20 protein-coding genes are annotated in these 25,355 nt (G+C 53.8%); 11 read left to right on the top strand and 9 right to left on the bottom strand.

The annotated features are described in order from the left end of the window. A partial coding sequence (locus tag MV985_RS05620) for an alanine--tRNA ligase-related protein (RefSeq protein WP_297464189.1) occupies positions 1 to 957 on the bottom strand: 957 nt, incomplete at its 3' end. Positions 958 to 1,353: 396 nt separating this feature from the next. Between MV985_RS05620 and MV985_RS05625 the strand changes: the two genes are divergently transcribed. Continuing rightward, positions 1,354 to 2,253: a phospholipase D-like domain-containing protein gene (locus MV985_RS05625; protein WP_297464216.1), complete on the top strand. Its 900-nt coding sequence runs from the start codon at positions 1,354 to 1,356 to the stop codon at positions 2,251 to 2,253. Here the strand turns inward: MV985_RS05625 and hisS are convergent. The 5 genes from hisS to MV985_RS05650 all read right to left on the bottom strand — a co-directional run bounded on the left by hisS (position 2,250) and on the right by MV985_RS05650 (position 7,930). Then, complete coding sequence (gene hisS / locus MV985_RS05630; protein ID WP_297464192.1) at positions 2,250 to 3,560, bottom strand: histidine--tRNA ligase; 1,311 nt, start codon at positions 3,558 to 3,560, stop codon at positions 2,250 to 2,252. The genes MV985_RS05625 and hisS overlap by 4 nt on opposite strands. Positions 3,561 to 3,631: 71 nt before the next feature. Further along, on the bottom strand, positions 3,632 to 4,246 hold the full coding sequence (locus tag MV985_RS05635; protein ID WP_297464194.1) for a MarC family protein: 615 nt from the start codon (positions 4,244 to 4,246) through the stop codon (positions 3,632 to 3,634). An 823-nt stretch (positions 4,247 to 5,069) separates the two neighbouring features. Continuing rightward, complete coding sequence (locus MV985_RS05640) at positions 5,070 to 6,194, bottom strand: cation:proton antiporter (protein WP_297464196.1); 1,125 nt, start codon at positions 6,192 to 6,194, stop codon at positions 5,070 to 5,072. Positions 6,195 to 6,204: 10 nt separating this feature from the next. Next, positions 6,205 to 7,347: a cation:proton antiporter gene (locus tag MV985_RS05645; RefSeq protein WP_297464219.1), complete on the bottom strand. Its 1,143-nt coding sequence runs from the start codon at positions 7,345 to 7,347 to the stop codon at positions 6,205 to 6,207. A gap of 28 nt (positions 7,348 to 7,375) precedes the next feature. Continuing rightward, on the bottom strand, positions 7,376 to 7,930 hold the full coding sequence (locus tag MV985_RS05650) for a CBS domain-containing protein (RefSeq protein WP_297464221.1): 555 nt from the start codon (positions 7,928 to 7,930) through the stop codon (positions 7,376 to 7,378). Positions 7,931 to 8,544: 614 nt separating this feature from the next. On the opposite strand from MV985_RS05650, the gene MV985_RS05655 reads away from it, so the two are divergent. After that, positions 8,545 to 9,462, top strand: coding sequence for a TIGR00269 family protein (locus tag MV985_RS05655; protein ID WP_297464223.1), 918 nt, complete (start codon positions 8,545 to 8,547; stop codon positions 9,460 to 9,462). On the opposite strand, the gene MV985_RS05660 is transcribed toward MV985_RS05655, so the two are convergent. Further along, positions 9,459 to 11,423, bottom strand: a complete 1,965-nt coding sequence (locus MV985_RS05660; RefSeq protein WP_297464225.1) for an alpha-amylase/4-alpha-glucanotransferase domain-containing protein — start codon at positions 11,421 to 11,423, stop codon at positions 9,459 to 9,461. The two genes, MV985_RS05655 and MV985_RS05660, sit on opposite strands and share 4 nt — an antisense overlap. 107 nt (positions 11,424 to 11,530) lie before the next feature. Between MV985_RS05660 and MV985_RS05665 the strand changes: the two genes are divergently transcribed. Then, complete coding sequence (locus MV985_RS05665; RefSeq protein ID WP_297464197.1) at positions 11,531 to 14,167, top strand: CARDB domain-containing protein; 2,637 nt, start codon at positions 11,531 to 11,533, stop codon at positions 14,165 to 14,167. A 65-nt stretch (positions 14,168 to 14,232) separates the two neighbouring features. On the opposite strand, the gene MV985_RS05670 is transcribed toward MV985_RS05665, so the two are convergent. Together MV985_RS05670 and MV985_RS05675 are read right to left on the bottom strand one after the other, a co-directional pair. Further along, positions 14,233 to 14,853 carry a diacylglycerol/polyprenol kinase family protein gene (locus MV985_RS05670; RefSeq protein WP_297464227.1) on the bottom strand — a complete coding sequence of 207 codons (621 nt, stop codon included), beginning with the start codon at positions 14,851 to 14,853 and terminating at the stop codon, positions 14,233 to 14,235. Next, a complete protein-coding gene (locus MV985_RS05675) occupies positions 14,831 to 15,535 on the bottom strand; it encodes an HAD family hydrolase (protein ID WP_297464199.1) in 705 nt (234 codons plus the stop codon). The genes MV985_RS05670 and MV985_RS05675 overlap by 23 nt, the downstream gene beginning before the upstream one ends. A 78-nt stretch (positions 15,536 to 15,613) precedes the next feature. On the opposite strand from MV985_RS05675, the gene MV985_RS05680 reads away from it, so the two are divergent. The 8 genes from MV985_RS05680 (at position 15,614) to MV985_RS05715 (ending at position 25,149) form a co-directional block, all read left to right on the top strand. Then, positions 15,614 to 15,862, top strand: coding sequence for a DUF131 domain-containing protein (locus tag MV985_RS05680; RefSeq protein WP_297464202.1), 249 nt, complete (start codon positions 15,614 to 15,616; stop codon positions 15,860 to 15,862). A gap of 1 nt (position 15,863) precedes the next feature. Then, positions 15,864 to 17,045: a cation:proton antiporter gene (locus MV985_RS05685; RefSeq protein WP_297464204.1), complete on the top strand. Its 1,182-nt coding sequence runs from the start codon at positions 15,864 to 15,866 to the stop codon at positions 17,043 to 17,045. Between the two features lie 26 nt (positions 17,046 to 17,071). Next, positions 17,072 to 18,235 (top strand): tyrosine decarboxylase MfnA, encoded by a 1,164-nt coding sequence (gene mfnA / locus MV985_RS05690; RefSeq protein WP_297464206.1) that lies wholly within the window; start codon positions 17,072 to 17,074, stop codon positions 18,233 to 18,235. 178 nt (positions 18,236 to 18,413) lie between these two features. Next, on the top strand, positions 18,414 to 19,985 hold the full coding sequence (locus MV985_RS05695; RefSeq protein ID WP_297464208.1) for a hypothetical protein: 1,572 nt from the start codon (positions 18,414 to 18,416) through the stop codon (positions 19,983 to 19,985). Positions 19,986 to 20,452: 467 nt separating this feature from the next. Continuing rightward, positions 20,453 to 21,982, top strand: a complete 1,530-nt coding sequence (locus MV985_RS05700) for a flippase (RefSeq protein WP_297464210.1) — start codon at positions 20,453 to 20,455, stop codon at positions 21,980 to 21,982. Positions 21,983 to 22,088: 106 nt separating this feature from the next. Further along, positions 22,089 to 23,228 (top strand): polysaccharide pyruvyl transferase family protein, encoded by a 1,140-nt coding sequence (locus tag MV985_RS05705; protein WP_297464212.1) that lies wholly within the window; start codon positions 22,089 to 22,091, stop codon positions 23,226 to 23,228. A gap of 26 nt (positions 23,229 to 23,254) precedes the next feature. Further along, positions 23,255 to 24,094 carry a glycosyltransferase family A protein gene (locus tag MV985_RS05710; RefSeq protein WP_297464213.1) on the top strand — a complete coding sequence of 280 codons (840 nt, stop codon included), beginning with the start codon at positions 23,255 to 23,257 and terminating at the stop codon, positions 24,092 to 24,094. Next, positions 24,091 to 25,149, top strand: coding sequence for a glycosyltransferase (locus tag MV985_RS05715; protein WP_297464214.1), 1,059 nt, complete (start codon positions 24,091 to 24,093; stop codon positions 25,147 to 25,149). The genes MV985_RS05710 and MV985_RS05715 overlap by 4 nt, the downstream gene beginning before the upstream one ends. Positions 25,150 to 25,355 lie beyond the last annotated feature (206 nt).

Here is a 25,355-nt window from a genome sequence, read left to right on the forward strand (position 1 = left end):
GCCAACGCGCTTTGCCACCTGCTCACGGAGATAGCGTAAATCACCCATGTCCTCGATGTCGAACATTCCAGCTAATCTGGAGTTCTCCATCAGAATGCGCTCGTCTATCTTCTCCACACCGGCCATCCTCTTGAGGGGCTCAATGACGTAACCTAAGACAGCGTCGTAAGCCGTTGGAGTCCCGTGGCTCATCCACACTAAACGCTCAAGGCCGTAGCCGGTGTCAACGACCTTCGTCTCCATCGGGACGTACTTTTCACCCTTTATCTCAACCACCTGGCTCGGGTCTGCGTTTTCTGGGGCCTTCTTGTACTGCATAAAGACGAGAGTAGCCACCTCAAGACCGCGGTAGAGCACCTCGAAGGCCGGCCCGGCGTTTCCTCCGCCGGCCCACGGGTTCTCCTTGAAGGTTATGTCCTCGGGCTTCATTTTGAGCTCCTTGGTGAAGAACTCGAAAGCTAATTCAACCGTCTCGTCCATCCAGTATACAGGCTTGCCCGGGTAGTTGAAGGCGTGGTGGGCCATCATTTCAAAAATCGTGAAGTGTCTTCCCGTTATTCCGACGTTGTCAATATCGGTGAACCTTATTGAAGGCTGGCTTATCGTGAGAGGATTCGCGGGCGGGTCCGCCTCGCCGCTTATGACCCAGGGCTGGAAGTCCATTATGCTTGCTCCGACGAGTAAAACATCGTCTCTCCAGCGCGGTAGAACGGGATAGCGCTTAACCCTGCCATGACCGTGCTTCTCGAAGAAGCTCAGGAACTTTTCGCGCATCTCGTCGAGGGTGTACTTCTTCGGTATTCCCGGTTTTCCGATGAACCCGTACTCGTCACAGGGCGGGTCGCCACAGGTTTCCCTGTCGGGGTCGAGCGTCCAGAAGTACTTACCGCACTTCGGACAGCGTTTCCTAATCCAGCCCTCCTCCCTGAACATTCTGGTCGTCATGTCCATGCTCATAACTTCCACCTCACCTTCGGACTAAAACCAAGAAGAGTTCCGTATTAATTAAGGTTTCCGGTCGTCTTTGAGACCGGGGCGGAGGTCAACGTCGTCCTCACCAACGAGAACCGGGGGAGCCTGATGAACTTCCAAAGTTCGTCGAGGGATTCTTTTTCACCCCCTCAGGAGGTTCCAGTCGGTGTTCTCCTGCTCCTCTTTCTTTGAGAGTGCGTAGTTAGGCAGCTTGCCACGATACATCCTAGAGACGCTCCCTCATGGCGGTCAGCCCCGCGAAACCTCATCACCGATCAGGGGGCTCCAGACTCGTCATCCCGGCCGGCCTTTCGGTGTCCCCTCTTAATAACCTTCCGCCAAGGTTTTAAGGGCACTGCCATTGCATCCTGGGGTGTGGACATGAGGAGAATCGTCATCGGACTGCTGCTCGCGTTCATCGTCTTCACCGCCGGCTGTTTGGGGGGCGCTGTTGACTCCCAGAGTAAGGCGCCGGTTAAGACGGTTACAAAGGCGACAACGATAACGAAGGAGAGGACCGTAACGAAGTACCTGGCGCCCGAGAAAAACGACTCCCTCATCGAGAACTTAACCAACTGCGAGTTCAAGCTGAACTCAACCGCTTCTGCCCTCAACTCGACCCTCAAAACCCTGGGCGAGCTGAGGGAGAAGTACGAGTCGTGCCTCCTCCAGAGGGGGAGGGAGGCCAACTCGAGCGCTAAAATCCGCGAGCTTGAGGAGAGCCTGTCCGAGTGCAGGCTTAAAGTCGAATCGCTGAGCGAAGAACTTAACGTTACTAAGACTTCCTTGGAGGAAGAGAGGGAAAAGTGCAGCACTCCGCCCAGCGAGGTTCCGGGAAGCGTTGAATTCCTGATGGACAAGGACTACTACATGAGCCTCCTCAGCGCCATCAACAGCGCCAAGAGCGAAATCTACGTCATGATGTTCCTGATGAAGTACGATCCGGGCGACAGCTACGACCCCGCCAACGACCTCATACGGGCCCTCGTGAAGGCCGAGCAGAGGGGCGTAAGGGTTCACGTGCTCCTCGAGGACGGAATCGAGGAGAACAGAAAAGCCTACGACTATCTGAAGCAGAACGGTGTTGATGTAACCTTTGACTCTCCCGCAACGACCCTCCACGCCAAGGTTGTCGTCATCGACGGGAGGATCGTCTTCATAGGGAGTCACAACTGGAGCGAGGCCGCTCTGAACTGGAACCACGAGGTCAGCGTGAGGATAGACTCGGAGGAGTTCGCCAGGAAAATGGAGGATTACTTCCTAAGGGTAATGGGGAACTAAAGACCCAGCAGATCGAGTAGCTCCTCCACAACCCTCTCCTTCTCCACCGCCTTCTGTTCTCCGGTCTCCATGTCCCTTACCGTTACCCTGCCCTCGGCAAGATCTCTCTTTCCGATCAGGACGACGTACGGCACGCCGAGTCTTCCGGCGTAGTCGAGGGCCTTGCCTATCTTCCTGCCCGTGAGCTCAACGTCGGCCTTAACGCCGGCCCTCCTCAGGGCCGAAACAACCTCGACGGCGGCCTTTTTGACCTCCGTGTCCTTTCCGATGGGGATGACGTAAACGTCGGGCCTCAGCTTCGGTTCTGGAATAAGGCCCTTCCACTCGAGGATCGGGATGAGGCGCTCTATTCCTATGGCGAAGCCGGTAGCCGGTGTCGGCTTCCCGCCGAAGACCCCTATCAGGTTGTCGTACCTGCCGCCTCCGCCGATCGAACCTATTCCGAGGTCATTTGGAGCTATCGCCTCGAAGACTATGCTCGTGTAGTAGTCGAAACCGCGCGCGATCCCGAGGTCGATCCTGATCCACCTGGAGACGCCGTAGGCATCGAGGAGGTCAACGAGTTCGTAGAGCCTCTTAATTTCGGCTTTTGCCTCATCGCTCGTGAACAGCTCCTCCGCCCTCGGAAGAACCTCATCGGGCCTGCCTTTGATCCCGATGAGCGCGAGGACCTTCTCCACCCCATCATCGTTCAAACCGAACCCCTTGAGTGCTCCGATGAAATCCTCCTTGGAGAGCTTGTCCTTCTTGTCTATGAGCCTCATCAGGCCAATGTCGTCCTCAACGCCGAGCATCCTGGCGAACTCGTCGAGAAGAATCCTGTCGCCAATGTTCACCGTGAAGTCCTCTAAACCGGTCGCGAGGTAGCTCTCGACGAAGAGGGCTATGACCTCCGCATCGGCCTCAACTTTATCGCTCCCGATGAGTTCCACTCCGGCCTGCCAGAACTCCCTAAAGCGGCCGCTCTGGGGTTCCTCGTAGCGGAACATATTCGCGATATAGTACCACTTTACCGGCTTCGGGGCGTTCTGGAAGGAGTTGACGTACAGGCGAGCGACGCTCGACGTCATGTCCGGGCGGAGCGAGAGGTTCCTGCCGCCCTTGTCGTCAAAGGCGTAGAGCTGCTCGACCACTTCATCCCCGCTCCTGAGCTTGAAAAGCTCGGTGTACTCAAAGGTCGGTGTGAGAACCTCGTGAAAGTTATAGCGCTCGAAGACCTCGCGGATTCTCTCGAACACCCATCTCCTCTTCGCCATCTCCTCCGGGAGCAGATCCCGCGTTCCCTTAACCTTCTCGAGCCTCTTCATTCTCAACCCCCCACCGGGAGAAGGGGGAGGTGGTTAAAAGGTTAGCCCAGGAATTTTCGACGTTCCGTCGGTCATGCCGCGGACGTCATGAGGAGGTATATTCCAACGACGCCCTGAACCATCATCTGCGCGCCTATCGCCATAGTGAACATACCGATTATCCTTATGAAGACGCCGAGCGTTGTTTTGCTGACGTTTTTGATGATGTAGAGGGTTATAAACATCGTCAGTGCCGTGAAGAGTATCGCCAGTAGGATGGCAATCGTCGCGTGGAGAAGGCCTTTCTCGGCCGTCAGAGTTATCGCGGTGGTTATTGCAGCGGGCCCGGCTATCAATGGTGTCGCAACCGGAACCGCCGCGAGGGCAAGGATGTTCTTTTCCCTCTTTAGGGTGAGCATCCCGCCGCTCTCGAGTGCCTCCAGACCTATCTTGAAGAGGACAAAGCCTCCAGCCACACGGAGGGCGTTGATGTCTATGTGGAATATCTCCTGGAGGATTATCTGGCCGGAAACCGCGAACAGGAAGAGGAGAAGAAAGCCGATGAGATTAGCTCTTATGATGAGGGTCTTTATGTCCTCAATGTGGAAGTCCTCCCTCAGCAAGCTGACCAGGAGTATCTTGTCGCTCGGGTCTATCATGATGAGCATGAAGAGTGCGGAACTGAGGATTGATAGCCAGTCCACCATGACCGGCCCTTCGGGGGGAGCTTTATAAACCTATGCCCGGAACTGTACTCTGAGCGATGACGAAACCGGCACTGGCTGAGGTATGATGACCACTCGGTTGGCGGAGCTTTTAAGGTGGTCGGGTGGCCGACCGGGATAGCTAAATATCTGGTCGACCTGTGGCCCTCTTGGAGCCCGAGGAAAACTCCCGTGAAGAGACTGAAAAGGGCGGCAAATAGGGAAACAAGTCAGAGGGGTGAAGCCCCCGAGCTCCTCGCCCTGACGAGAGAATCATCTACCACTACCCAGAGACCATCCGAAACCCCGACGGCTCAACCCCCGATGCGGCCATGCGTCTATTGGTCCCACTACCAGCACCCAAAGGGAGCGTTCATCTACGGGAGGTTACCCAAAGCCCCCGAGATAGGTCGGGTGACGGTAATGGAGCTCATGCGGACCCCCGTCAAAAGCGATCTCTTAATAGAAATCCCCCTGGAGGTACCCCAGCCAAGGTTAGAAAGGGCCCCAAGCTCAGGTTCTCGGCTTGTTATCTTCCTCCGGCATGATGGACATGGGAGCGCTCTTGGAGGACGTCACAGCCTTTTACCCCCCAAAGGCAGGGATTCTCGAGTATGAACCCAAGAAAGGAAGGCCAACTTCGTTCTCACGAGAAACGGCAAGAGATACGTAGTTGAAGCCGGCCCCGGGGATAGAAGGGCTCCTCAGGTGGAGAGGAGTATGGAAAGGCTGAAGGCGGAGAGGGGAATTGGAATCGGGAAAAACCTCGATTTGGAAGGAGAAACAATCTCCATTCCATGGAGAGCGTTCCTGGCCCTTATTTGGCTCACCTGGAATACCTCCACTTGAGGAACGGGGGCGTTATAACCGTCGTCACGAAGATCATCAGTATCGCTACCGTCAGCGCATCCGAACCAATGAGGCCGCTCTCTATGGCCACCGCGAGCATCGCCAGCTCGACGCCCATCCTCGGTATCATGCCGATGCCTATGTTGATGGAAGAGCCCCAGTCGAAGCCGGAAAGCCTCGCCCCGATGCCGCAACCGATTATCTTGCTGATGATTGCCGCCAGGGTGTAGAGAACCGCGAAGAGGCCCGCGTGGAGGATGTAGTCCAGCTCTATGCGCATGCCTATCTCGACGAAGAAAAGGGGAATGAAGAGGGAGTAGCCGAGGACGTTCATGTGGTCGAGGATGGACTTCTTCTTGGTGCTCTGGCCGAGGGCCAAGCCGGTGAGGTATGCGCCAAGGATCGAGGCGAGGTTAAGGTGCTCCGCAAGGAAGGCGAAGACTATGAGAAAGACCAGCGCGAAGGTCGTCTCAGCCTCGGGCAGGTCTATTCTGGAAAGGTAGTGGAAGGCCCTCTCCGCCAGCTCCGGCCCGAAGAACAGGAAGAAGAACAGGAGGAGCGAGACGGAAATCAGAACCTCGGCCAGGCTTCCGTAGTTGACCGAACCTCCCCGTATCATCGATATCGCTATCGTGAGGACGAGTATGCCGAGGACGTCGTCCACAACCGCAGCCGCTAAAATAGTCGTCCCCTCGCGGGTGTTGAGCCTTCTGAGTTCCATGAGAACCTTGACAGTTATGCTGACGCTCGTCGGGGTCATCATGGCCCCATAAAGAACCGCCTCGTGGAGGGGAACGAAGAAGTAAGCAACAGCGAAGCCTAGAAGAAACGCCACCAGAACACCCATGCCGGCAACGACGACGCTCTGCTTTCCGACGCGCTTGAACTCCTCGAGCTCGCTCTCGAGGCCCGCTATGAAGAGGAGCAACAGGACACCGAGGTTGGCAAACTGGCCTATCACGGGGTTCGTCTCGAAGAATATCCCTATTATCAGCCCCCCGAATATCTGACCGAGAACCACGGGCTGGCCGAGTCTCTCAAACAGGTAGCCGAGTAGCTTTGCCGTTGCAAGCATGAGGGCTATGAGGAGGAGTATCTCCATCCTACCGCCCCTATTCCCTCGAGAAGGCCCACTTCAGGAGGAAGGGCGTCACTATCGTCGTCACCAGAACCATGGTCACGGGTATCGCGAAGGTTCCGTTGTCAAAAACGCCTTCGTTCAGAGCGACGTTGGCCATGATAAGGGCAACCTCCATACGGGGTATCATGCCGACCCCGACCTGAAGCGCCTCAATCGGCCTGAACCTGGAAACAAGGGCCCCAAAGCCACAGCCGGTTACCTTCCCTATTATGGCCAGGAGGGAGTAGACCAGGGCAAAGGTTCCCGCGCTCGCGAGAACCCTCACGTCGCTCTCGATTCCGATACTGACGAGGAAAACCGGAATGAAGAGGGAGTAACCGAGGGTCATGAACTTCCGGTCTATCTCCCCTGCCTCCTCCGTTCCTGCAACAAGTATACCGGCAAGGTAGGCGCCGGTTATTCCAGCGATCTGGAACTGCTCCGCGAGGTAGGCGAAGACGAGCATTATGGCTATCGCCACGGCGGTTATCGTCTCGGGCAAGGTTATCCTCTCGGAGAGCTTCAGGGCCTCCTTGACCGCCGGGTTGCCCAGGAAAAGACCTATCGCGAAGTAGACCACCACCTCGCCGAGGATTATGAGGAGATCCTCCATATAGACGCTGCCGCGGGTGTTTATTCCGACAAGGATGGTAAGCACTATTATGCCGAGGACGTCGTCCACAACCGCAGCCGCTAAAATAGTCGTTCCAACCCTCGTCCTCAGCTTCTTCATTTCCATGAGTATGCTCGTGGTTAAACCAACGCTCGTCGCGGTCAAAACGCCTCCCAGGAACATTGCCTCAACGCTCGAAAACCCCCAGGCCATCGCACCCAGGTAGCCGAGAACGAAGGGTATCAGAACTCCAAGGACGGCTATGACAAAGGCCGGGACGCCAACGTGCTTGAACTCATCAACGTCCGTCTCCAGTCCGGCGAGAAAGAGCAGCATGACGACGCCGAGGTCGGCGAGAAGCCTGACACCCTCGTCGTATGAGACCAGGTTGAGGAGGGAGGGGCCGATGATTATGCCCCCGATGAGCTGGCCGAGGGCCGCCGGAAAACCCAGCCTGACCGAGAGGTAGCCGAAGATCTTGGCTACGATCAGTATCAGGGCCAGTTCAAGGAATACATCCATGATTGTCATCCCCTGAATGGAAATGGAACTACGAGGAGACTATCCTTATGAGCCTGACGATGTCCTTGACCTCGAGAACCCCGTGAACCCTGTTGTCGCTGTCAACGACGGGGAGGTGATGCTTTCCCGTCTCCATCATCAGCTTTATTGCCCTGCCCAGGTCATCCTCCAGGCGAATCGTCACCGGCTTCCGGACCATTATGTCACCGACCCGAGAAGCCCGGTTGATTGAATATCTCTTTAGCAGGCTGACGCCGACTATCGAGTACCTCTTGGGGGGCTCGAAGAAATGGAGCAGATCCTTCATTGTTATGAAGCCGAGGAGCCTCCCTTCCTCATCAACAACAACGGCTGAGCTTTCCTCTCCCCTGAGGTTCTGTACGAGCTTTGAGAGCGGGTCGTCCGGGTGGAGCGTCAAAAAGTCCGGATCCATAACCAGTCTGACAGGAACCTTGGAGATGTAGCGGATGTTGTGACTCATCTCCTCCTTCCGCTGGAGCTGAATCATCCTCCTCTTGCTGTGGATTATGTGCATTTTCCTGGCCTTTGCAGCCCTGGCCTTTTCTGAACTCCCCCCCTTCATACACCACACTGGATGGCAATAGAGTTCAGGGGTGTTTAAAGTTTTCGAGAGCTGACTTGACTGATCCATTCAAATAATCACGATCCCAACCAGCAAATTAACCAGGAAAACTGCCAAATTTTAAGGGAAGGGTTGTGGACACCGGCAGGGAAAAACATGGTTTCTGAGAGCGACTGGAATCCTCGCTGCTAGGGGATACTCAAGAAGGAGGGCCTCCAGACGGGGAAGTTCGGAAAGCCGGGGGACTGGAAGGAGAAAATTGAGAAGATGAAAGCATGAGTTTGAATTCACAGAAAGGGCATTCTGACCTCCTCCCCGCCCTAAAGGGCGAGGCTTTCAAAAGAAAAAAGTAACTGCCTGCAAGCCAGGGGATACTATTTCAGATGAGACCACTACTCCCACGACTATCGGAGGGAACACTACCCAATACAGCGAGGGCATGGCTAGAAAGACGACCCCCGTCAAGAGCAAAGGAACAGTATGCTGGCCGGGGGTGATGAGTGTTATTGCAGTGGGTACCTTACTCTTTATCGGAAAGAGAGAAAGTTAAGTCGTCGGAAGGTTAACGTTAAAAGCCCTCTTTTCTCCCTATTCTCGGTGGAGAGAAAATGCCGATGAAATGCAAGTTCTGTGACAGGCCGGCCTTTATCAAGCTCCATTATCCGAGAATGTACCTATGTCCGGAGCACTTTACGGAATACTTCGAGAGGAAGGTGAAGCGAACCATCGAGCGCTACAAGATGCTCAAACCCGACGAGAAGATCTTAGTTGTCGTCTCGGGTGGAAAGGATTCAGCGGTTACCGCTTACATCCTCAAGAAGTTCGGCTACAATATGGAGTGCCTCCACATAAACCTCGGGATAGGCGAGTACAGCGAGAAGGGCGAGCGCTACGCGAGGATGCAGTGCGAGAAGATAGGTGCCCCCCTCCACATCGTTCGTGTTAAAGAGCTTTTGGGAGCTGGAATCGGCGAGGTGAGGACGAGAAGGCCGACCTGCTCCTACTGCGGCTTAACGAAGCGCTACATCTTCAACAAGTTCGCCTACGACAACGGTTTTGACGTCGTTGCCACCGGCCACAACCTCGACGACGAGGCGAGCTTCATCTTCAACAACATAATGCACTGGAACACGCAGTATTTGGCGAAACAGGGGCCTGTGACGCCTTCGGCCTTCAACGGCAAGCTAGTGAAGAAAATTAAACCGCTCTACGAGGTAACCGAGAGGGAAGTGGTTGCTTACGCTTTGGCGAACGGCATAGAATACGAGATAGACGAGTGCCCCCACGCGAGGGGAGCAACGACGCTGGAGTGGAAGGAGATACTGAACCAGATGGAGGAGAAAAGACCCGGAACCAAGATAAACTTCGTCAAGGGCTACCTGAGAAAGAAACACCTCTTCGAGGCCGAGCTGGAGGAGACGGAGCTCAGGGAGTGCAGGGTCTGCGGCATGCCGTCGAGCGGTGAGGTCTGTTCATTCTGCAGGTTCTGGGGTCTGGAAAAACCCCTGGACTTCAGGATAAAGAGACACTAGATCTCCCTGAACCTCAGTCTAAAGCGTAGCTCTCCCTCCACCGGGAAGAGAAGCGTGTAGCTGACGCCCTGCTGGATGAAGTCCCACCCGGATTCGCTCTGGCTGAGGGTCCTTACCGGATACTTCCAGATCTCTGCGTTTCTATCGAGTTCTATCCTCACCTTCCCGATGCCGTAGGGGTCGTTGACTTCAAGGCCCTCAGCCTCGAACTCCCCGGGTTCCTCCATGACGCTGTGAACCGCTAAGTTGAGCTCGACGCCGAAGAGAGCCTTTACCCCGCTTCCCACGGTGTAATCGACGGCGAATCCATCATTTGTGATGTGGAATGTCTTCTCCACCTTAGCGGGCTTTCCAGAGACGGTCCCCTCCCTCCCAAGGGTTATCCCCCCGTTAAAGATGCTGAAGTCGTAAGCACCGCCAATGAAGTCACCGAGCTCAATGTAGCGGTTTAACCTGTACTCGTCGAGGGTCGTCTCCGGCTCGAGGAAGTGGTCCTGGAGAATGGCCCTTAAGTGGCTGTCGTAAGCCAGTTCGCGCCGTATCTCATCCGGTATTCTCCTGCCGACCTCGTGTATACTCGCAACGCCATCTCCACCTTCCTCCTCCGGCGTCGCCGCCCCCGGAACCTCGTGGTAGTGCTCCCATCTTCTTGCTAAAACGTCGTTGTAGTTTACCGCCTTCCTCTTGGAGGAGAACTCGAAGAGGGCACCGCCATAGGCCGGCTTGAAGACCGCGTAGAAGTTCTCGCTCTCAAGGAAGACCTCATCCCTTCCATCGAAGTCTATGTCGCGGATGAAGCTTCCAGTGGAAACGAAGGTGTTGGCCCTTATGATGTTCTCCCAGACTGCCCTGCGGAGGTGCGGGAGGTAAACGCCGCCGAAGACGCCGTGCCAGTAGGCGTCGTTGCACTGTGCCCTAAGGATGAACTCCCTCGCCCCCGGCTTATCCCGGACGAGCTTGCTCACCATCAGCATTCTCTTGTGCATGTAGTTGCTCTCAGGGTACTTGAAGAAGAAGTTCTTCCAGATACCACCGCGGACGAAGACGCGGTACCTCTCGAACTTGCCCTCCCTTTTAAGTCCCTCAACGAACTCGACGAAGAGCTTGGCCTGTCTTGCCGGCAAAGACCACTCGCTCATCTCGAAGTATGAAGATATCGGGAGGTAAACCAGTCCCCTTGGCCTGAACTTCGAGAGGTACTCGGAGTAGAGGGTGAGGTTTATCCTATCGTCGCTCGAAACCCGGTCAAAGAACTCCCTCAGCCAGCCCTTTTCGTAGACCCATTCATAGGTTCCGGGCCAGACCCCGAACTTCTCGCCGTCGTCGTGGAAGACAGCCACCCTGCTCTCATTGCCGTTATCAAGGCCGTGGAGGTACTCAAGGGTTTTCTCAACCGGGCGGAAGGGAATCAGGTAGCGGAGCTTCTCATCAATAGGAAAAACGGCTATGATCTCTCCGTCATCCTCGGTGTAGTAGGGCCAGTAAAGTTCTTCCTTCGCCAAACCGGCGCTCATGAAGTGGTAGTCATCAACTATGACGTAGTCTATCCCGGCCGCGCGGAGGCTCTTCACCAGTTCGGGCTGCCACACCCTCTCCGTGAGCCAGAGACCCTTTGACTCGTAGCCGAGCTTTTTGGCGAAGTCCTTGAGGAGTTTAATCTGCTCTATCCTGTCCTCCTCCGGAATCGCAGCTAACACCGGCTCGTAGAAACCGGCCACGACTACCTCTAGCTGGCCCCTCCTCACGAGCGAGCGGAGAAGATCGAGGTGCTCCGGCCGGTTCTCGGCCAGCCACTCGAGAAGGGGGCCGGAATAGTGAGCGGCGACCCTCATGTTCGGATAATCTTCAAGGGTTTCCATGAACGGCCTGTATGACCTGTCGTAGGCGCTCTCAAAGACCCAGCCGAAGTTTCCCAGGGGTTGATGGTTGTGGATTCCGAAGACGAAGTTTATCATTGGGATCACCTGCAGGGCTGTTATCACTAGCGGTGATATTAAAAGAAAGGCATATAAACCTTTTTCCCCTATTGTTCACTAGGGGTGTTACACTATCCCCGGAGGTGGTGTCAATGAGGAAGACGGCGCTTTTGATTGTCTCCCTTCTGTTGTTCGGGTTAATCCCCCTGGGGCACTACGCTTCGGCGCTCTACGGGGAGAGGATTCTTGACGGGGATCCCGGAGACTGGGGAACCCTGGACCTCGTGGCCAGCGCGAGGGACAGCGGCCTGCCGGGAGCGAACCTGAAGGACCTCCACGTTGCCTGGGATGACGAGTACCTCTACCTTATGATAACGACGCGGAACTCCGCCAGCTGGGACGTTGCCTACGGCGTGGGCATAGACGTTGACCCCGGGAGCGGAAGGGGCTACACCGGAACCCGCGACGCATGGGGAAGGAGGATAAGCTTCGGCGGGGATTATGCTGTAGACTACGAGCTCTACTTCTGGTGGAGTGGAGCGGATGGAAAGATAACCTCCGACAACTTCATAATATGGACCGGGGACGGATGGGACTACAAAACCTTCGAGGATGTGGGTGCCTCCTTCGTCTACACCGGCGACTCGTCAACCGGTCTGAGGGTCCTCGAGATCAGGATCCCCTGGACCGCCCTAGGTGGCGAGCACCCGAGGATGGCACTGGTGTCCTGGATAGCCGGCAGCGGTGATTCCTCAGCAGTGAGCTCCGTTCCCTGGAGCTCCGCGATGGAGAGCCTCGACGAACCCTATGCCCCCTGGTACGGTGGAGACGAGTGGGGCGATACCGATTACTTCACCGATCTCGCGGAAGTTTACACGGCCCCCAAGACCATAGACGGGAATCTGAGTGACTGGGAGGGCTATGAGCTCGTTGGCGTGAGCGACCTCAGGGGACCCGAGGGAGCGGACCTCAGGGAACTCTACGTATCCTACGACGACAGCTACCTCTACCTGGCCCTGACCACCAACAATACCGCCAGCTGGAACGTCGTTTACGGCTTCGGTCTCGACGTTCGGGACGGCGGCTACACCGGAGACACCGATGCATGGGGCAGGAAGATCGGCTTCACAAGGGGCATTGACTACGAGATCTACTTCTGGTACGACTCAGGGAATGACCGCGTGGGCGGTGGAAACTTCATCGCCTGGGGAGAAAAGGGCTGGAATTACCTTGATGTCGGGAAGGTGGTGAAGTACGCGGCAAAGACCGGGAGTGGGCTCCAGGTCCTCGAGATGGCCATCCCATGGGAGGCTATAGGGGGGAAGGTCCCGGAGGTCGCGGTCATATCGTGGGTGGCCGGTGGCTACGGAGGGGACTCGGCCGTTGATACTGTCCCGCTCGATCCCGCAGTTGACGGAAGCGACTGGACTGACCAGGACTACCTCTCGAACTTCGCGGTGGTTGAGATACCAATACCCAAACCCGAGCTGACTGTGAGCATTTCCTCATCAACCCTGGACGTCGAACCCGGAACCCCGGCCAACATCACGATCAACGTCAGCAACGTGGGAAAGGTCGGCGCGTACAACGTCACCGTGGAGCTCTACCTCAACGACAGACCCATTAAAAACTGGACCGTGGACGTTCCGGCCGGCGGTCACGTTATCCTGTGGTACCTCTACCCATACCCCGGTGCAACCGGCACGGCAGTTTTCAGGGCCGTCGTTGATCCGCAGAATGCCATAGAAGAGGTCAACGAGGACAACAACGCCGCCTCGATAACCATAGGTGTTGGAAGGAGGGTCAGAATCCAGAATGCGTTCGTCATCCACAATATGTACTACGGTCTGAGAACCTTCCAGAAGGCCTACACCCACTATCTCGAACTCCACCAGCAGCTGATCCAGATGCCCCTGCCCCAGGAGGAGAGGGAGCGGCTCAAGGAGATGGAGAACGAGGTCATGGAACTACTCAAGCTCTACAACGAGGGCAAGGAGCAGGTAACGATGCCGAACTACGCCTTCATCGGGGCGACTAAGATATACCGCGCCTACACCGGGCTCAAGAGGATCAACCGGGAACTGGAGGAGATGCTGAGGAAGGCGCAGGAAGGTCTCTACGAGCGCGAGAAGTACATGGAAGAGCTAGCCAGGAACCTCACCAAGACCATCGACGGCAACCTCGACGACTGGAACGTTGAACCCGTGGCGGTTGACGACACCGGCTTTGGCCAGGATGGGGCGAACCTCAAGGCGCTTTACGTTGACTACGACGACCAGTTCCTCTACATAGCCCTCACCACCGAGAACAGGGCCTCCTGGAGGGTCGCCTACGGAATCTCGCTCGACTACAGGGACGGCGGCTACACAACCGGTCAGGACAGCTGGGGCAAGAAGATAGAGTTTAGCAGGGGGGTGGATGCACAGCTCTACTTCTTCTGGAACGGTGAGTTCTTCGGTGACCAGGGAACCAGCACGATAACCAGCGCCCAGCTCACCATCTGGAACGGAACCGGCTGGGAGTACCACGACCTCCAGTGGGTGGGCTTCTACAACTACACCGGTGGTGCCGAGAACGGACTCCAGACCCTCGAGATAGCCATCCCGTGGAAGGCCCTCGGAGAAAAGCCGGGGCAGATCAGCGTCGTCGCCTACGTTACCGGCCAGGGCGTTGGTGACTCCGCCGTCGATTCACTTCCACTCCAGGATGCCGTGAAAGACAGGGAACCCGGCCAGGAGTGGGGCGACGTTGATAAATTCACCCGGTTCGCCACGGTCACCATAAGGTGACCATTTCCTTTCTCCCGTTTCTGGTTTCCGCGCTTCTGTTGTGCTGTTATTGCCCTTATCGCCCTTCAGAAGAGTGCCCCAACCAGGTACACCGCCAGGGCCACGCTGATCTGGTTGGAAAAGTTGTCGTCCGGCGGAAGGTTGTAGAACTCGGCCAGCGTTCCCGCCAGCGAGCCAGTTATCGCGAGCGGAAGTCCGACGAGCGGCCAGAGTATCGCGAGTCCCGACAGGAAGTAGGCGAGACTGCCTTCAAGGCTCTTCCCGTTGGAAAAGCGGTGCCTTCCGAGGGATTTGCCGACTATTGCAGCTAAGGCGTCTCCAACCGTCGCAACGCTTATCGCCCCGACCGCTATCTCGCGCGGGAAGAAGTAGACGACGGTGAAGGAAGCGGCGGCGAAGTATATGTGCGCCGCGACGCGGTAGCGCTCGTGCTCCCGGGTTATCTCGGTTATGGTCTTCTCTATCGCCTCCATCCGCTCGATGACTTCCTCGTCGACGTATATCCTCAGTCTTCTCTTTATCCTGTCCCGGAGGTCCTCGATTATCCTGAAGGGCTCGAGGATAACGAAGGTAAAGAACGCCAGGGCGATGAAGGTGAGCGTCAACTCCCTCCCGAAGAGATAGTAGGACATGGGGACGGTAAGGCCGGCTAGGTGAAGGGACTTACGCTTTATCTCGCTTTTCATGCCTCTCGTGCTCACGCTTGATCACCTCCAGGGCCTCGGTGAGGCTGCCAACAACGTAGTCCGCGTATCTCGAGGGTCTTCCCCTGAAATAACCCCTCCTCACGAGTATGGTGGTTGCGCCGATTTCCTTTCCCCCGCGCATGTCCGTGTCGTCCCTGTCACCCACCACGTATATCTCCTCGTCGGGAAAGAGGTGCCTGGCCAGGCGGAAGTTGTAGGGCTCAAGCTTGCTGTGGCCCGTTTCACCGCTTATAACCAGCGCATTGAAGTAGTCCTTTATGCCCAGGTACTCGAGCTTCTTCCTCTGCCATCTGCTCGAGGAATCAGTGACCAGGACGAGCCTCGCGCCCATTCCCTTCACACCGCGGAGGAAGGTTAAGGCGTCCGGGTAGAGCCTCAGGTTCGAGAAGAAGACCCGGTCTATCAGCTCGGTTATTCCCTCAAGCTCCTCCGGAGAAACACGGGAGTAGACCTTGGTCAGAACCCTCTCGACGAGTCTATCGAAGTCCAGGGTGTGAAGCTCCTGGACCTGTTCCAGCTCCCGATAGCGGGCGGTGATCATGTAGAAGAAGGCCCTGAACTTCCTCCTTCTAATGAGGTGGGGGACAAGCCTGAGGATGCCGTACCTCATGGCCTCCCAGGTGTTGCAGAGGGTGTCGTCGAGGTCCACGAGCACGAGCATACCCGAGGATTTTCCCCAGACGTTTTAACCCTTTGGGTGGCGTTAAGCTTTAAAAGGCCGGTGAGAAGCCCCTAGCGTATGGACGGGAAGGTGCTCATACTAACCGGGATGACGCTCATCTTCATAGGATTCCTCCTCGTCTTCATCGGGACGCTGATATCGGCCTTTGGAGGAGAGGGTGAGGTAGAAGGTGGCGGAGTCATAATGATAGGGCCCATACCAATAGTCTTCGGGACGAGCAGGGGCGCGGCAGGGATGGCGATGGTTCTCGCAATAATCATGATGATCCTCTGGTTGATACTGGCCCTCCTCTCCAGGGGGGACTGAGGTGGACTTTCTCGCGGCCCTCGCCCTCCTCCTGGTAACCGCCAAGACCCTGGAATGGCTCTTCGAGAGGTTTGAGCTACACCCGATAATAGCCCACGTTTTAACCGGGATCCTCCTCGGGCCCTTCGTTCTCGGAATAATAGAGCCAGCGGATGAGCTCAGGGTTCTGGCGGAGTTCGGGCTCATAATGATGATGCTCTACATGGGCCTGACCAGCAACTTCTCGGCTATAGCCCAGAACACCAAGAAGGCCGTCGTCGTCGCGGTCCTCGGCGTTGCCTTCTCCTTTCTCCTCGGTTTCCTCACGGTGAAGTTCTTCGGAAAGGACACCACCGCGGCCATATTCGTCGGGATAACCCTGGGAAACACTGCGATAGAGGTGACGAGCGGCGTTTTGGTCAGGGAGCGCGTCAAGAGGGTTGTTTCGTCCATCCTCATGGGAGCGGCCTTTGCCGACGACATAATGGCCGTCTACCTCATAGGGATAATCACCGCGCTGGCCGAGGGCGGTCTGAACGCCCTCTCCTTCGGGGTGCTCACCATCAAGATCTTCACCTTCATAGCAGGAACCCTGCTGATCTCGGAGTACGTCTTCAAGCGGGCCAGGTGGTTCTACTCCATCGTGAGGAACCTCAACGTCTTCTTCACCTTCACGCTAATCCTCACCTTCACCCTCGCGATACTCGCCCAGTGGGTCGGCCTCAACCAGATAATAGGTGCCTATCTCGCCGGACTGACGATAAGCCGCCTCCGGGAGAGAAAGGATCCGCTGATCGTAACAAGGATAAAGCTCAACGAACTGATAGAGGACCTGGAGGTTGTCCTTACGGAGTTCTTCATGCCGCTGTTCTTCATCTACGTTGGTCTGATGTTCAACCCACCCCTGCGGGACATAAGCCTGACCCTCATAGGGGCCCTTTACCTGGCGGCAATCATTGGAAAGCTCATAGGCTGCGGCCTCGGTGCAAGGCTCTTTGGCCTGGACTGGAGGGATGCCATAGCGATAGGTATCGGCATGGGGGGCAGGGGAAGCCTTGAGCTGGCCATACTGACCTTCGGCCTCAAAGCCGGACTGATAGACCAGGTGCTCTTCGCCAGCGTTATAGCGGTCTCGATGCTCACCGCCCTGACAACGCCGATCCTCTTCAAGGCATATCTGCGGAGGGGAAGACTTAAATCCTGACCGGAAGTTGGTTCACCGGTGAGAGAATGTTCCCTGAGAAAGGCACCCACGAGGAGGACGTTCTTGATGAGCTAAGGCTGAAGACTAGGGAGGATTTAACGTTCGATTCTGGCAAAATCCTGGGTTCAATGTGCACGTATCCTCACCCCTTCGCCGTTAAAATCATAACTGAGTTCATAGACAGAAACCTCGGCGACCCGGGTTTGCACACCGGGAGCAGGAAGGTCGAGGAAGAGGCAATTAACATGCTGGCAAATCTACTCGGGCTTGATAAGGGCTACGGCCACATCGTCTCCGGCGGAACCGAGGCCAACATCCTGGCGGTGAGGTCCTTCCGTAACCTGGCGGACGTAGAAGAGCCCGAGCTGATTCTCCCGAAGAGTGCCCACTTCTCCTTCATCAAGGCCGGTGAGATGCTCGGTGTTAGGCTCGTCTGGGCCGAGCTGAAGGATGATCACACAGTCGACGTTAGGGATGTTGAGAGAAAAATTACCGACAACACGATTGGATTGGTCGGCATAGCTGGAACGACCGGTCTGGGTGTCGTTGACGACATCCCGGCTTTGAGCGACCTGGCTCTGGATTATGGCCTTCCGCTCCACGTTGATGCCGCCTTCGGCGGTTTTGTGATTCCCTTCGCAAAGGCCCTCGGCTACGAGATTCCGGACTTCGACTTTCGTCTGAAGGGCGTGAAGAGCGTAACCATTGATCCCCACAAGATGGGCATGGTCCCGATTCCCGCTGGTGGAATAATCTTCCGCGAGAAGAGGTACCTGGAGGCGATAAGCGTTCTGGCGCCGTACCTGGCCGGTGGCAAGATATGGCAGGCGACCATAACCGGGACGAGGCCGGGGGCGAGCGCCTTAGCGGTGTGGGCCATGATTAAGCACCTCGGCTTTAACGGATACAAGGAAATCGTAAGGAAGGCTATGGAGCTGAGCAGGTGGTTTGCCGGGGAGCTCAAGAAGATACCCGGCGTCAAACTAATCCGGGAGCCGGTTTTAAACATTGTCTCCTTCTCAACGGAGAACCTTGAAGCCGTTGAGGAAGAGCTTAAAAGGAAGGGCTGGGGCATAAGCGCCCACCGCGGTTACATAAGGATAGTTATGATGCCCCACGTGAAGAGGGAGCACCTTGAGGAGTTTTTGAGGGATTTGAGAGAGGTAACGGTTCATTCCATCAAGCCATGACTTGGCAGTAAACATTAACCCTGGACACAGGGATACGGGAAGATCCAGAGGGATTGATGGTGTATCGATGGCATTAAAACCAAAAGTTATTATTTTCGTATTATACACTTCCCATCTTGTTTTATATTACCAAAAAGGTTTTAAAAACAACCCCAGATCGTAATATTGAGGTGATGCTATGAAAAAAACCATTATAGGACTAATAGCAGTTTTTTTACTTATGGGAAGTATGGTCTCGGGAGCTGCAGTGTACAATATTCCAATAGACTCCAAGGAGTACCTTGGAACAAAGGTTGAATACAAGCGGAGCTTCATACTTGGCCCCAGCCTTGAGATTGAGCTTCCAGGGAAAGGATACGGAATAGTTACGGTGTCAATTCTCCTTCCAAACGGTTCACTGATGGAACTTGGAACTTTCGAAGGGCAGGATAGGGTAAAGGTAAGCTATAGCCAACTCACTAAGGCAATGAAACTCTGGGGTTCTTATCTGAAGAGTGCCAAGCTCGATTCCAGGGCGGTGTCACCTTCACTTCTGCTCTTGGGCACAATCAGGGACAAAAACGACAACGTGCAATACTTCATAAGAGCCGTGCCCATTAACGTGGAACAAGTGCTCAATGGGAGGAGCGTTGAGATAAAACTACCAAAAGGAGACATCAAAGTTCTGTACACTAAAACCCAGATTGAGACAACCTTCAGGTTAAAAAACATCGGAAAAACGCTCTCAGAGAAACCGGAGGACTTTCCACCTGGGTTTTTCTACGACAAGTGCTACCCAAAATGCGATCCCTGGACCGGCTATTGCTACCAAGTTTGCCTCGTCTGGAAGTTGGAGAAGACTATAGTCTCAAAATCCAACACGGTAATACCCCTAGTTGCCCTCCAAGTCACTGGTGACACAAGCAAGATAAACGGGATTACCATAACTACAATGTACCGGCAGAGGACCACTCATAACTTGGAATTAATTTTCTCTGCAGCCGCGGCCGTACAAAAAGGAGGCAGTAGCTCCTCTACAGAAGCGGAGATAATAGGGACTTCTTATAGTATCAACACAGAAGACCTTACGATTCCGGAATCCCACATCACGATTTGGGGCTCGGAGATTTCCAATCCCTCGGTAATAGGGGCAGGCATCAAGGGCACCGTCGTGCTGGCAAAATACAGGCTTTACTGGTGGGACGGTCTCGTTTATCAAAAACTCAACGACGTTGCCTACGTAATCCTTGGGAAGCCCGATGAAGAGAACATGAACCTACAGAAGTTCGTGGAGCATGGGTGGCCAAGCCAATATGGAGGTATTGGAGAGAGGACAATGTGGTTCGTCCACAGCTACTGGGAGCCAACGACCCACGAGAGCCAGCAGGGGGGATTGACAAAACTCGACGTGGATTTCGTGTCGTCCACCAACACGATTCCCCTCTTCTCAGCGTCGGCGGCAGTACTCGGAACCCTTGACTACAACAACCTTGAAATTGCACCGTTCATCATGGCAATGGGAGTTGGGTTCAATACTGACAGCACGGAGTTCTCGCTAATTCATCTTAATTTGCAACTAAAAGAGGAGTATAAAAACCAGTATGTGGACGGAACGTTCTATTCAAGTAAAGTCAAGTTCCAGTATAATGGCAAAGAGTACAGTCTAGCGGGTATGTACGGAGATATTTATATCCCAAGCAGTGGAAGTCTCCCACCATGTGACCCAAGAACAGGAATATGTCCAACTTCAGGTAATTTAACGGGACAATAACGCACTGATTCAGTTTCTCTTTACTTATTTGCCAGCTATTTCGTAACCCCCGTCATGTCCACGTGCACGAAGACCCTGTCAACCTCCGGAATTTCCTCTATTCTCTTCTTCACCCCCGCTGGCGTCGGGATGAGCCCTCAAATCGTGGAAACAGAGGATCGGAAGGAGGTGATCCACATCACCCTCAAGGGGCGTATAGATGGAGTCGTAAAATATCTCGTTTATCCGGCCAGCCGGGGGCATAAAGATAAGAAGAGCGGTCAGTCCGTCACTCCCTCGTCACGGCTCGGACAAGGCTGAACTCATCATCCCGCGAGAAAACTTGGAAAGGGTGTTTTAAAAAAGATGCGCTCAGCGATCACCTTTCCGTCCTCACCGATCGGTTCGCCCATCACTCATCATCGCGCGTTCCGAAACTCCGCCGCGAAGGTTAAAAAGGTGGTGGCGGAAGAGGAGGGGGAAGGGCGATGGGAAGCGGGATAACGGGAGAGCTCGGAAAGGCCGCGAGGGGTGGTGCGCTGGCCCTCATCGGAATGGTTGTCTCGGCAGTCTTCGGCTTTCTGGTGAGGGCCGTTGTGGGCAGAACCTTCGGGCCAGATCAGTACGGTTCCTACAACCTGGCCATCACGGTCTTTACTGTGACCCTGGTCTTCGTGATGCTGGGTTTTCCAGCCGGCCTCCAGAGACAGGTAGCCTACATGCTCCACAGGGGAGAGGAAAAGGTCAGCGAGCTCATCGGTACCGCCGTCATCCTCGTGACAACGGCCTCAATTCTTGGAGTCCTCGTCCTTGAGCTAACAAAACCCCTCCTTCCGAGGTACATCGGCGGGGGCGAACTCCTCGTGGATCTTCTGAGCGTACTGGCACTCGCCCTTCCCTTCACGGCGCTCTTCAACGTCCTCATCTCAGCCTCCCAGGGCTTCGGAAGGGTCAGGGAGTTCGTCCTCTACGGAAAGATCGGCTTTCCCGGCCTCAACTTCATCCTCGTGACAGTGCTCATCCTCGTCCTTGGAAGGATCACCGCGGTTCCCCTAGCGTACCTTCTGACGGCGACGATCATGCTTTTCCTCCTGGTGAGGAGCCTCGTGAAGGCTGGAATCCTGACGCCGAGGCCGGTTTTCTTTCCCGAGCTTGCCAGGTACCTCCTGCTCTTTTCCCTTCCGCTCATGACGTCGAACCTCACATACCTGATCCTTAACTGGACCGACACGCTCATGCTCGGCCACTACCTCGGGGAGGGTACCGTCGGGCTCTACAACGCCGCCTCCCCCCTGGCCCGGTTCATACCCGTCTTCCTGGCCTCCCTGACCGTTCTGTACAACCCGATTGCGACGGGCTTCTTTGCCCGCGGGGAACTCGACAAACTGGGACGGTTTTACTCAGTGATAACAAAATGGGTTGTTCTGCTTACCTTTCCCCTATTCCTTCTCCTTGTGGCCTATCCCGTTCCAGTCCTCGGGACCCTTTTCGGTGGGGAGTACACGGGAGCCTGGAAACCCCTCGTCATCCTCAGCCTGGGCTTCGCATTCAACTCCCTGGCCGGCCCCACTGGCCTCACGCTTATAACGATGGGAATGCCCGGGAAGAACCTGAAGGGAGACTCCCTGGGGGCGGGTCTGAACGTACTCCTCAACTACCTTCTGATCCCGGTATACGGGATGACCGGAGCGGCTTTATCCACCGCTTCCTCATACATAGCGACGAACCTCTACAAGCTCTCCGTACTCCTCAGATCGGGGATAAATCCCTTCAACGGCCGTTATGTGAGAATTCTGCTGGGCGGATCGGTGATCACCCTGGCAATGCTCCCCCTGAGAACCGATAGCCTGGTGATTGCCCTGCTCCTCGTGGCCCTCGGATCCCTGGCCTTCTACCTCATCGCTCTCCTGGGGGGAGCCTTTGAAGAGGAGGACCTGGAACTCCTCAAGCTTGCTGGAGAGAGGTTCGGGATAAACATCGAGTGGATCGAGAGGCTGCTCTCTAGGTTCGCGCGTTAGCTAAAAGACCCCCGCGGATCCATTGTTTACCTCTTATCCAGTCAAGTACCGCCAACTCCGGATACAGCAAGTATTTTTAAACGTGAGAAGAACTACGTAGAGGGTGTTGAAGGTCAGGGTAGGATACCGGGGCTACATTAACATGGAGAACGTGGGCGATGACCTACTTTATCTGACCAACAGGAAACTTTTTGAAAAAGAAGGCGTGAACCTAACGCCCTTCCGAGAATGTCCCGGTGGGTGCATTTCCCGCGTGGCATTCTTTGGAGGGGGCACAATACTGCCCCTGTGGATCTCCAGAGAGGGGGGGCGATGGGGAGTTTCATCCCAAACAAAGCTGATATTCTTTGGAGTCGGGGTTAGGGATCCTGGATTCTTTAATACGGCACCCCTAGATATACGGAACAGTGGGATATACCCCAATTTAGAAAGAACGGTATGTAAAAACTCCGTTCTAACTCATGTCTTCAACGCTTATCTAAACGAGATCCCGTCCCAAACCGGACTCTGCGCCCCAAAAATAGGAGAAGACGACTTTGACAAGTTGTCTGAGTACGATGTTCTTTTTATGGGAGTCCGGGGACCCCGCTCCAGGGAATTTCTGAGAAAACACGGGATAGAGAGCGAGCTCATTGGTGACCCTGTGCTTGCACTCGGCAGGATAAGCGGTATAACACAAGAAGAGGAAGATTTACTAATCCTCAACATCGGGGGTGATGGCAAGGCATATCCCGGCTATACTCGTGCAATGATAAAAATACTAAGGGAGGGAACGGTTATTTCCGAAGAGACCGGCTTAAAACCCTGCTTTGTACCGTTCTCATACACGGACTTGAGGAAGGCGATCCTACTGAAGAAATTTTCCAAGAAAACCCTCTGCATTATCAAACCCAAGAGACGGTTTTCGAGCGAGGAATACCTCACGAGGGTACTTGAAACATACCAGCGGGCAGGGCTGGTAATTGGGATGAAACTTCATTCATTAATTCTAGCGGCCTCCATGGAAATCCCGTTTATCGGAATAGCATACCGGCCAAAGATACTGGATTTTGCCCTGTCTCTGGGTTACGACGTTCCGGTAGCATTGCCAGGCGATGTGTCCGGAGAGAGAACACTCCTCAACCTCTTTGGTGAGACCGACATCGGAAAACTGAAAACAAGACTAAGGATGAGTTCAAAGGAGTATACCAAAAGATTAATGAGGTCTGCAAAAAGGGTTTCCAACATGCTCTCGGAGTTAAGTTAACTTAGGAATGCTCACGGGGTGGTATATTGGCTCCCAAAGTATCCGTCGTAATACCCACAGTCCAGGGACGGGAAAGCCTGCTAAAACGAGCCCTCCAGTCCGTGCTAAACCAGACGTTCCAGGATTTTGAGATAATAATAGTGGGGAACCCAAAGGAGGAGCTTATCCGGGAGACTTTGAAAGACGATAGGATAGTTATTCTCAAAGAACCAAACACCAACGTATCAGAGGCCAGAAACATTGGGATGAAACACGCAAGAGGGGAGTACATAGCGTTCCTGGACGATGACGATGAGTGGATGAAGAACAAACTTGAAAAGCAAATCAAATTGATTGAGAAGGACAAAGATACCGGGCTGGTGTACACATACTATTGGAAGGTTTCACCAGATGGAAGTATTTTACAGGAAGAACAAGAGTGCAACTCAGGAAGGGTTTATGAGATACTGATCAAAAATAATTTTATCGGCACATCAACCGTCATAATAAAGAGAGAGATACCAAAAGAGGTCGGTTTTTTTGATGAGTCACTGACCTTTGCAGAAGACTGGGACTACTGGCTGAGAATCAGTCAAAAGTATAAAGTTGGCTGTATCCCAGAAGCGTTGGTAAAATACTATCTCCCCACAAACCCACGGAAGAAATATGAAGTATATTTCAGGAACTTTGGAAACTTCGTCAAGAAATGGTGGGATGTGGCACCTCCCCAAGCAAAGAGGGAGTTTCTACTTAGATGGCTATGGTATGGAAAAAAGAGTGGCAATATTTCCTTTGTGGATTATTGGGTTAAAAAACTACTAACCCTATCTAGATTCTCCTCCAACAGAATTTACAGCTATCTAGCTGACATGAGGGATCTTTTATGAGAATTTACGTAAAATATGTGGGTGACATTGGTGGATTAGAACGAGTCATGGAATCCATTGCAATATCATTAGAAGTCATTCGAGAGAAATTAAACTTGGATTACGAGATATACTGTAGTAAATTACTAAAAGACGGGACTTCCAACGAACCCCTGTGCGACAAAGAAGTCATCATGAGTGAGTCCGAATTTAGAAGATTATACAACAGATTCTGGGATTATGCCGACTTTTATTATCACCATACTAAATTTAGAGACATCTTCACGTCGTCAGACATAGTCATTTCTCATGGATTCCTACCCTACAGGAAGAAGCAATTTCATGTTGTTGTCGAAGGAAAAGATTGGGACTGGTTCCGGAGAAATTATCAAAGTTTTATAGGAAAATATTTTGGGTACCCAATGTTCAATTATAGACTAAAATATTACAAAAAGGCGGAATTAATCAGGATTTTTAACCCAAATGTCGTTGAATATTATTATAAATGTTTTAACCCATCAAACATACTCGTCATACCCCAGGGGGTCGATACAAAGAACCTCTTGAGGTATTCTTCCAAGAATAAGAAGTATGATTTTGCCTTCGTGGGAAGATTCTCAAGCGAGAAAAACCCAGAATTCATTATCGAAGCCTTAAAGAATAGTCCCTACACGGGCGTAATGATTGGAGCAAGAGAGGACAAAGACTTGGGCAACATTCAAATCCTAAAATTCCGATCATGGGATGAAACCATGAAGATTGCCGGAAGGGCAAAAGTCGGAGTGATACCATCCCTCCAAGAATCTTTCCCACTGGTTAGTCTTGAATTCATGGGATTGGGGTTAGTTGTTTTAAAGTCTAATACCTGGAAAACTCCCATTGATAAATACACAATTGAGTTCAGGTGTTGTGATAAAAACGATTTTATGAAAAAGTTCACATATGTTATCGAAAACTATGATGACTTTAAAGAGGTTATAACTAAGGGCCAGAAGACAATTCAAAAAGAGTACGATGTCTGGAAAAACAATGAAAAACTTATAAAGGAGATTTTGAAAAGAAAAGGTGTACTATAACTTCTATAAGTCCAACCTATCCAATTACAATACTCAAAACAAACAAATACTGGCTTTAACCATTCCTTCCCATAAGTTCTTGCCCGAGAACGTTTTAAAGCTTTACAGTTACTGAATACGATAACCATGAACCGCGTCCGACTCCAGCTACTGGCTTCAAGACTGCTCTCACTTGCGAGCGTATTACCCAAAGACGAGAACAGGAT

The organism is Thermococcus sp. (assembly GCF_027012695.1).
Taxonomy (GTDB): domain Archaea; phylum Methanobacteriota_B; class Thermococci; order Thermococcales; family Thermococcaceae; genus Thermococcus.

What these genes read in the sequence shown, in the direction of transcription:
- MV985_RS05700 (WP_297464210.1), top strand. Translation starts at nt 20,453, where the DNA reads ATGGGAAGCGGGATAACGGGAGAGCTCGGAAAGGCCGCGAGGGGTGGT.
- MV985_RS05665 (WP_297464197.1), top strand. Translation starts at nt 11,531, where the DNA reads ATGAGGAAGACGGCGCTTTTGATTGTCTCCCTTCTGTTGTTCGGGTTA.
- MV985_RS05650 (WP_297464221.1), bottom strand. Translation starts at nt 7,930, where the DNA reads ATGAAGGGGGGGAGTTCAGAAAAGGCCAGGGCTGCAAAGGCCAGGAAA.
- MV985_RS05695 (WP_297464208.1), top strand. Translation starts at nt 18,414, where the DNA reads ATGAAAAAAACCATTATAGGACTAATAGCAGTTTTTTTACTTATGGGA.
- MV985_RS05680 (WP_297464202.1), top strand. Translation starts at nt 15,614, where the DNA reads ATGGACGGGAAGGTGCTCATACTAACCGGGATGACGCTCATCTTCATA.
- MV985_RS05670 (WP_297464227.1), bottom strand. Translation starts at nt 14,853, where the DNA reads ATGAAAAGCGAGATAAAGCGTAAGTCCCTTCACCTAGCCGGCCTTACC.
- MV985_RS05655 (WP_297464223.1), top strand. Translation starts at nt 8,545, where the DNA reads ATGAAATGCAAGTTCTGTGACAGGCCGGCCTTTATCAAGCTCCATTAT.
- hisS (WP_297464192.1), bottom strand. Translation starts at nt 3,560, where the DNA reads ATGAAGAGGCTCGAGAAGGTTAAGGGAACGCGGGATCTGCTCCCGGAG.
- MV985_RS05645 (WP_297464219.1), bottom strand. Translation starts at nt 7,347, where the DNA reads ATGGATGTATTCCTTGAACTGGCCCTGATACTGATCGTAGCCAAGATC.
- MV985_RS05635 (WP_297464194.1), bottom strand. Translation starts at nt 4,246, where the DNA reads ATGGTGGACTGGCTATCAATCCTCAGTTCCGCACTCTTCATGCTCATC.
- MV985_RS05715 (WP_297464214.1), top strand. Translation starts at nt 24,091, where the DNA reads ATGAGAATTTACGTAAAATATGTGGGTGACATTGGTGGATTAGAACGA.
- MV985_RS05625 (WP_297464216.1), top strand. Translation starts at nt 1,354, where the DNA reads ATGAGGAGAATCGTCATCGGACTGCTGCTCGCGTTCATCGTCTTCACC.
- MV985_RS05675 (WP_297464199.1), bottom strand. Translation starts at nt 15,535, where the DNA reads ATGCTCGTGCTCGTGGACCTCGACGACACCCTCTGCAACACCTGGGAG.
- MV985_RS05640 (WP_297464196.1), bottom strand. Translation starts at nt 6,194, where the DNA reads ATGGAGATACTCCTCCTCATAGCCCTCATGCTTGCAACGGCAAAGCTA.
- mfnA (WP_297464206.1), top strand. Translation starts at nt 17,072, where the DNA reads ATGTTCCCTGAGAAAGGCACCCACGAGGAGGACGTTCTTGATGAGCTA.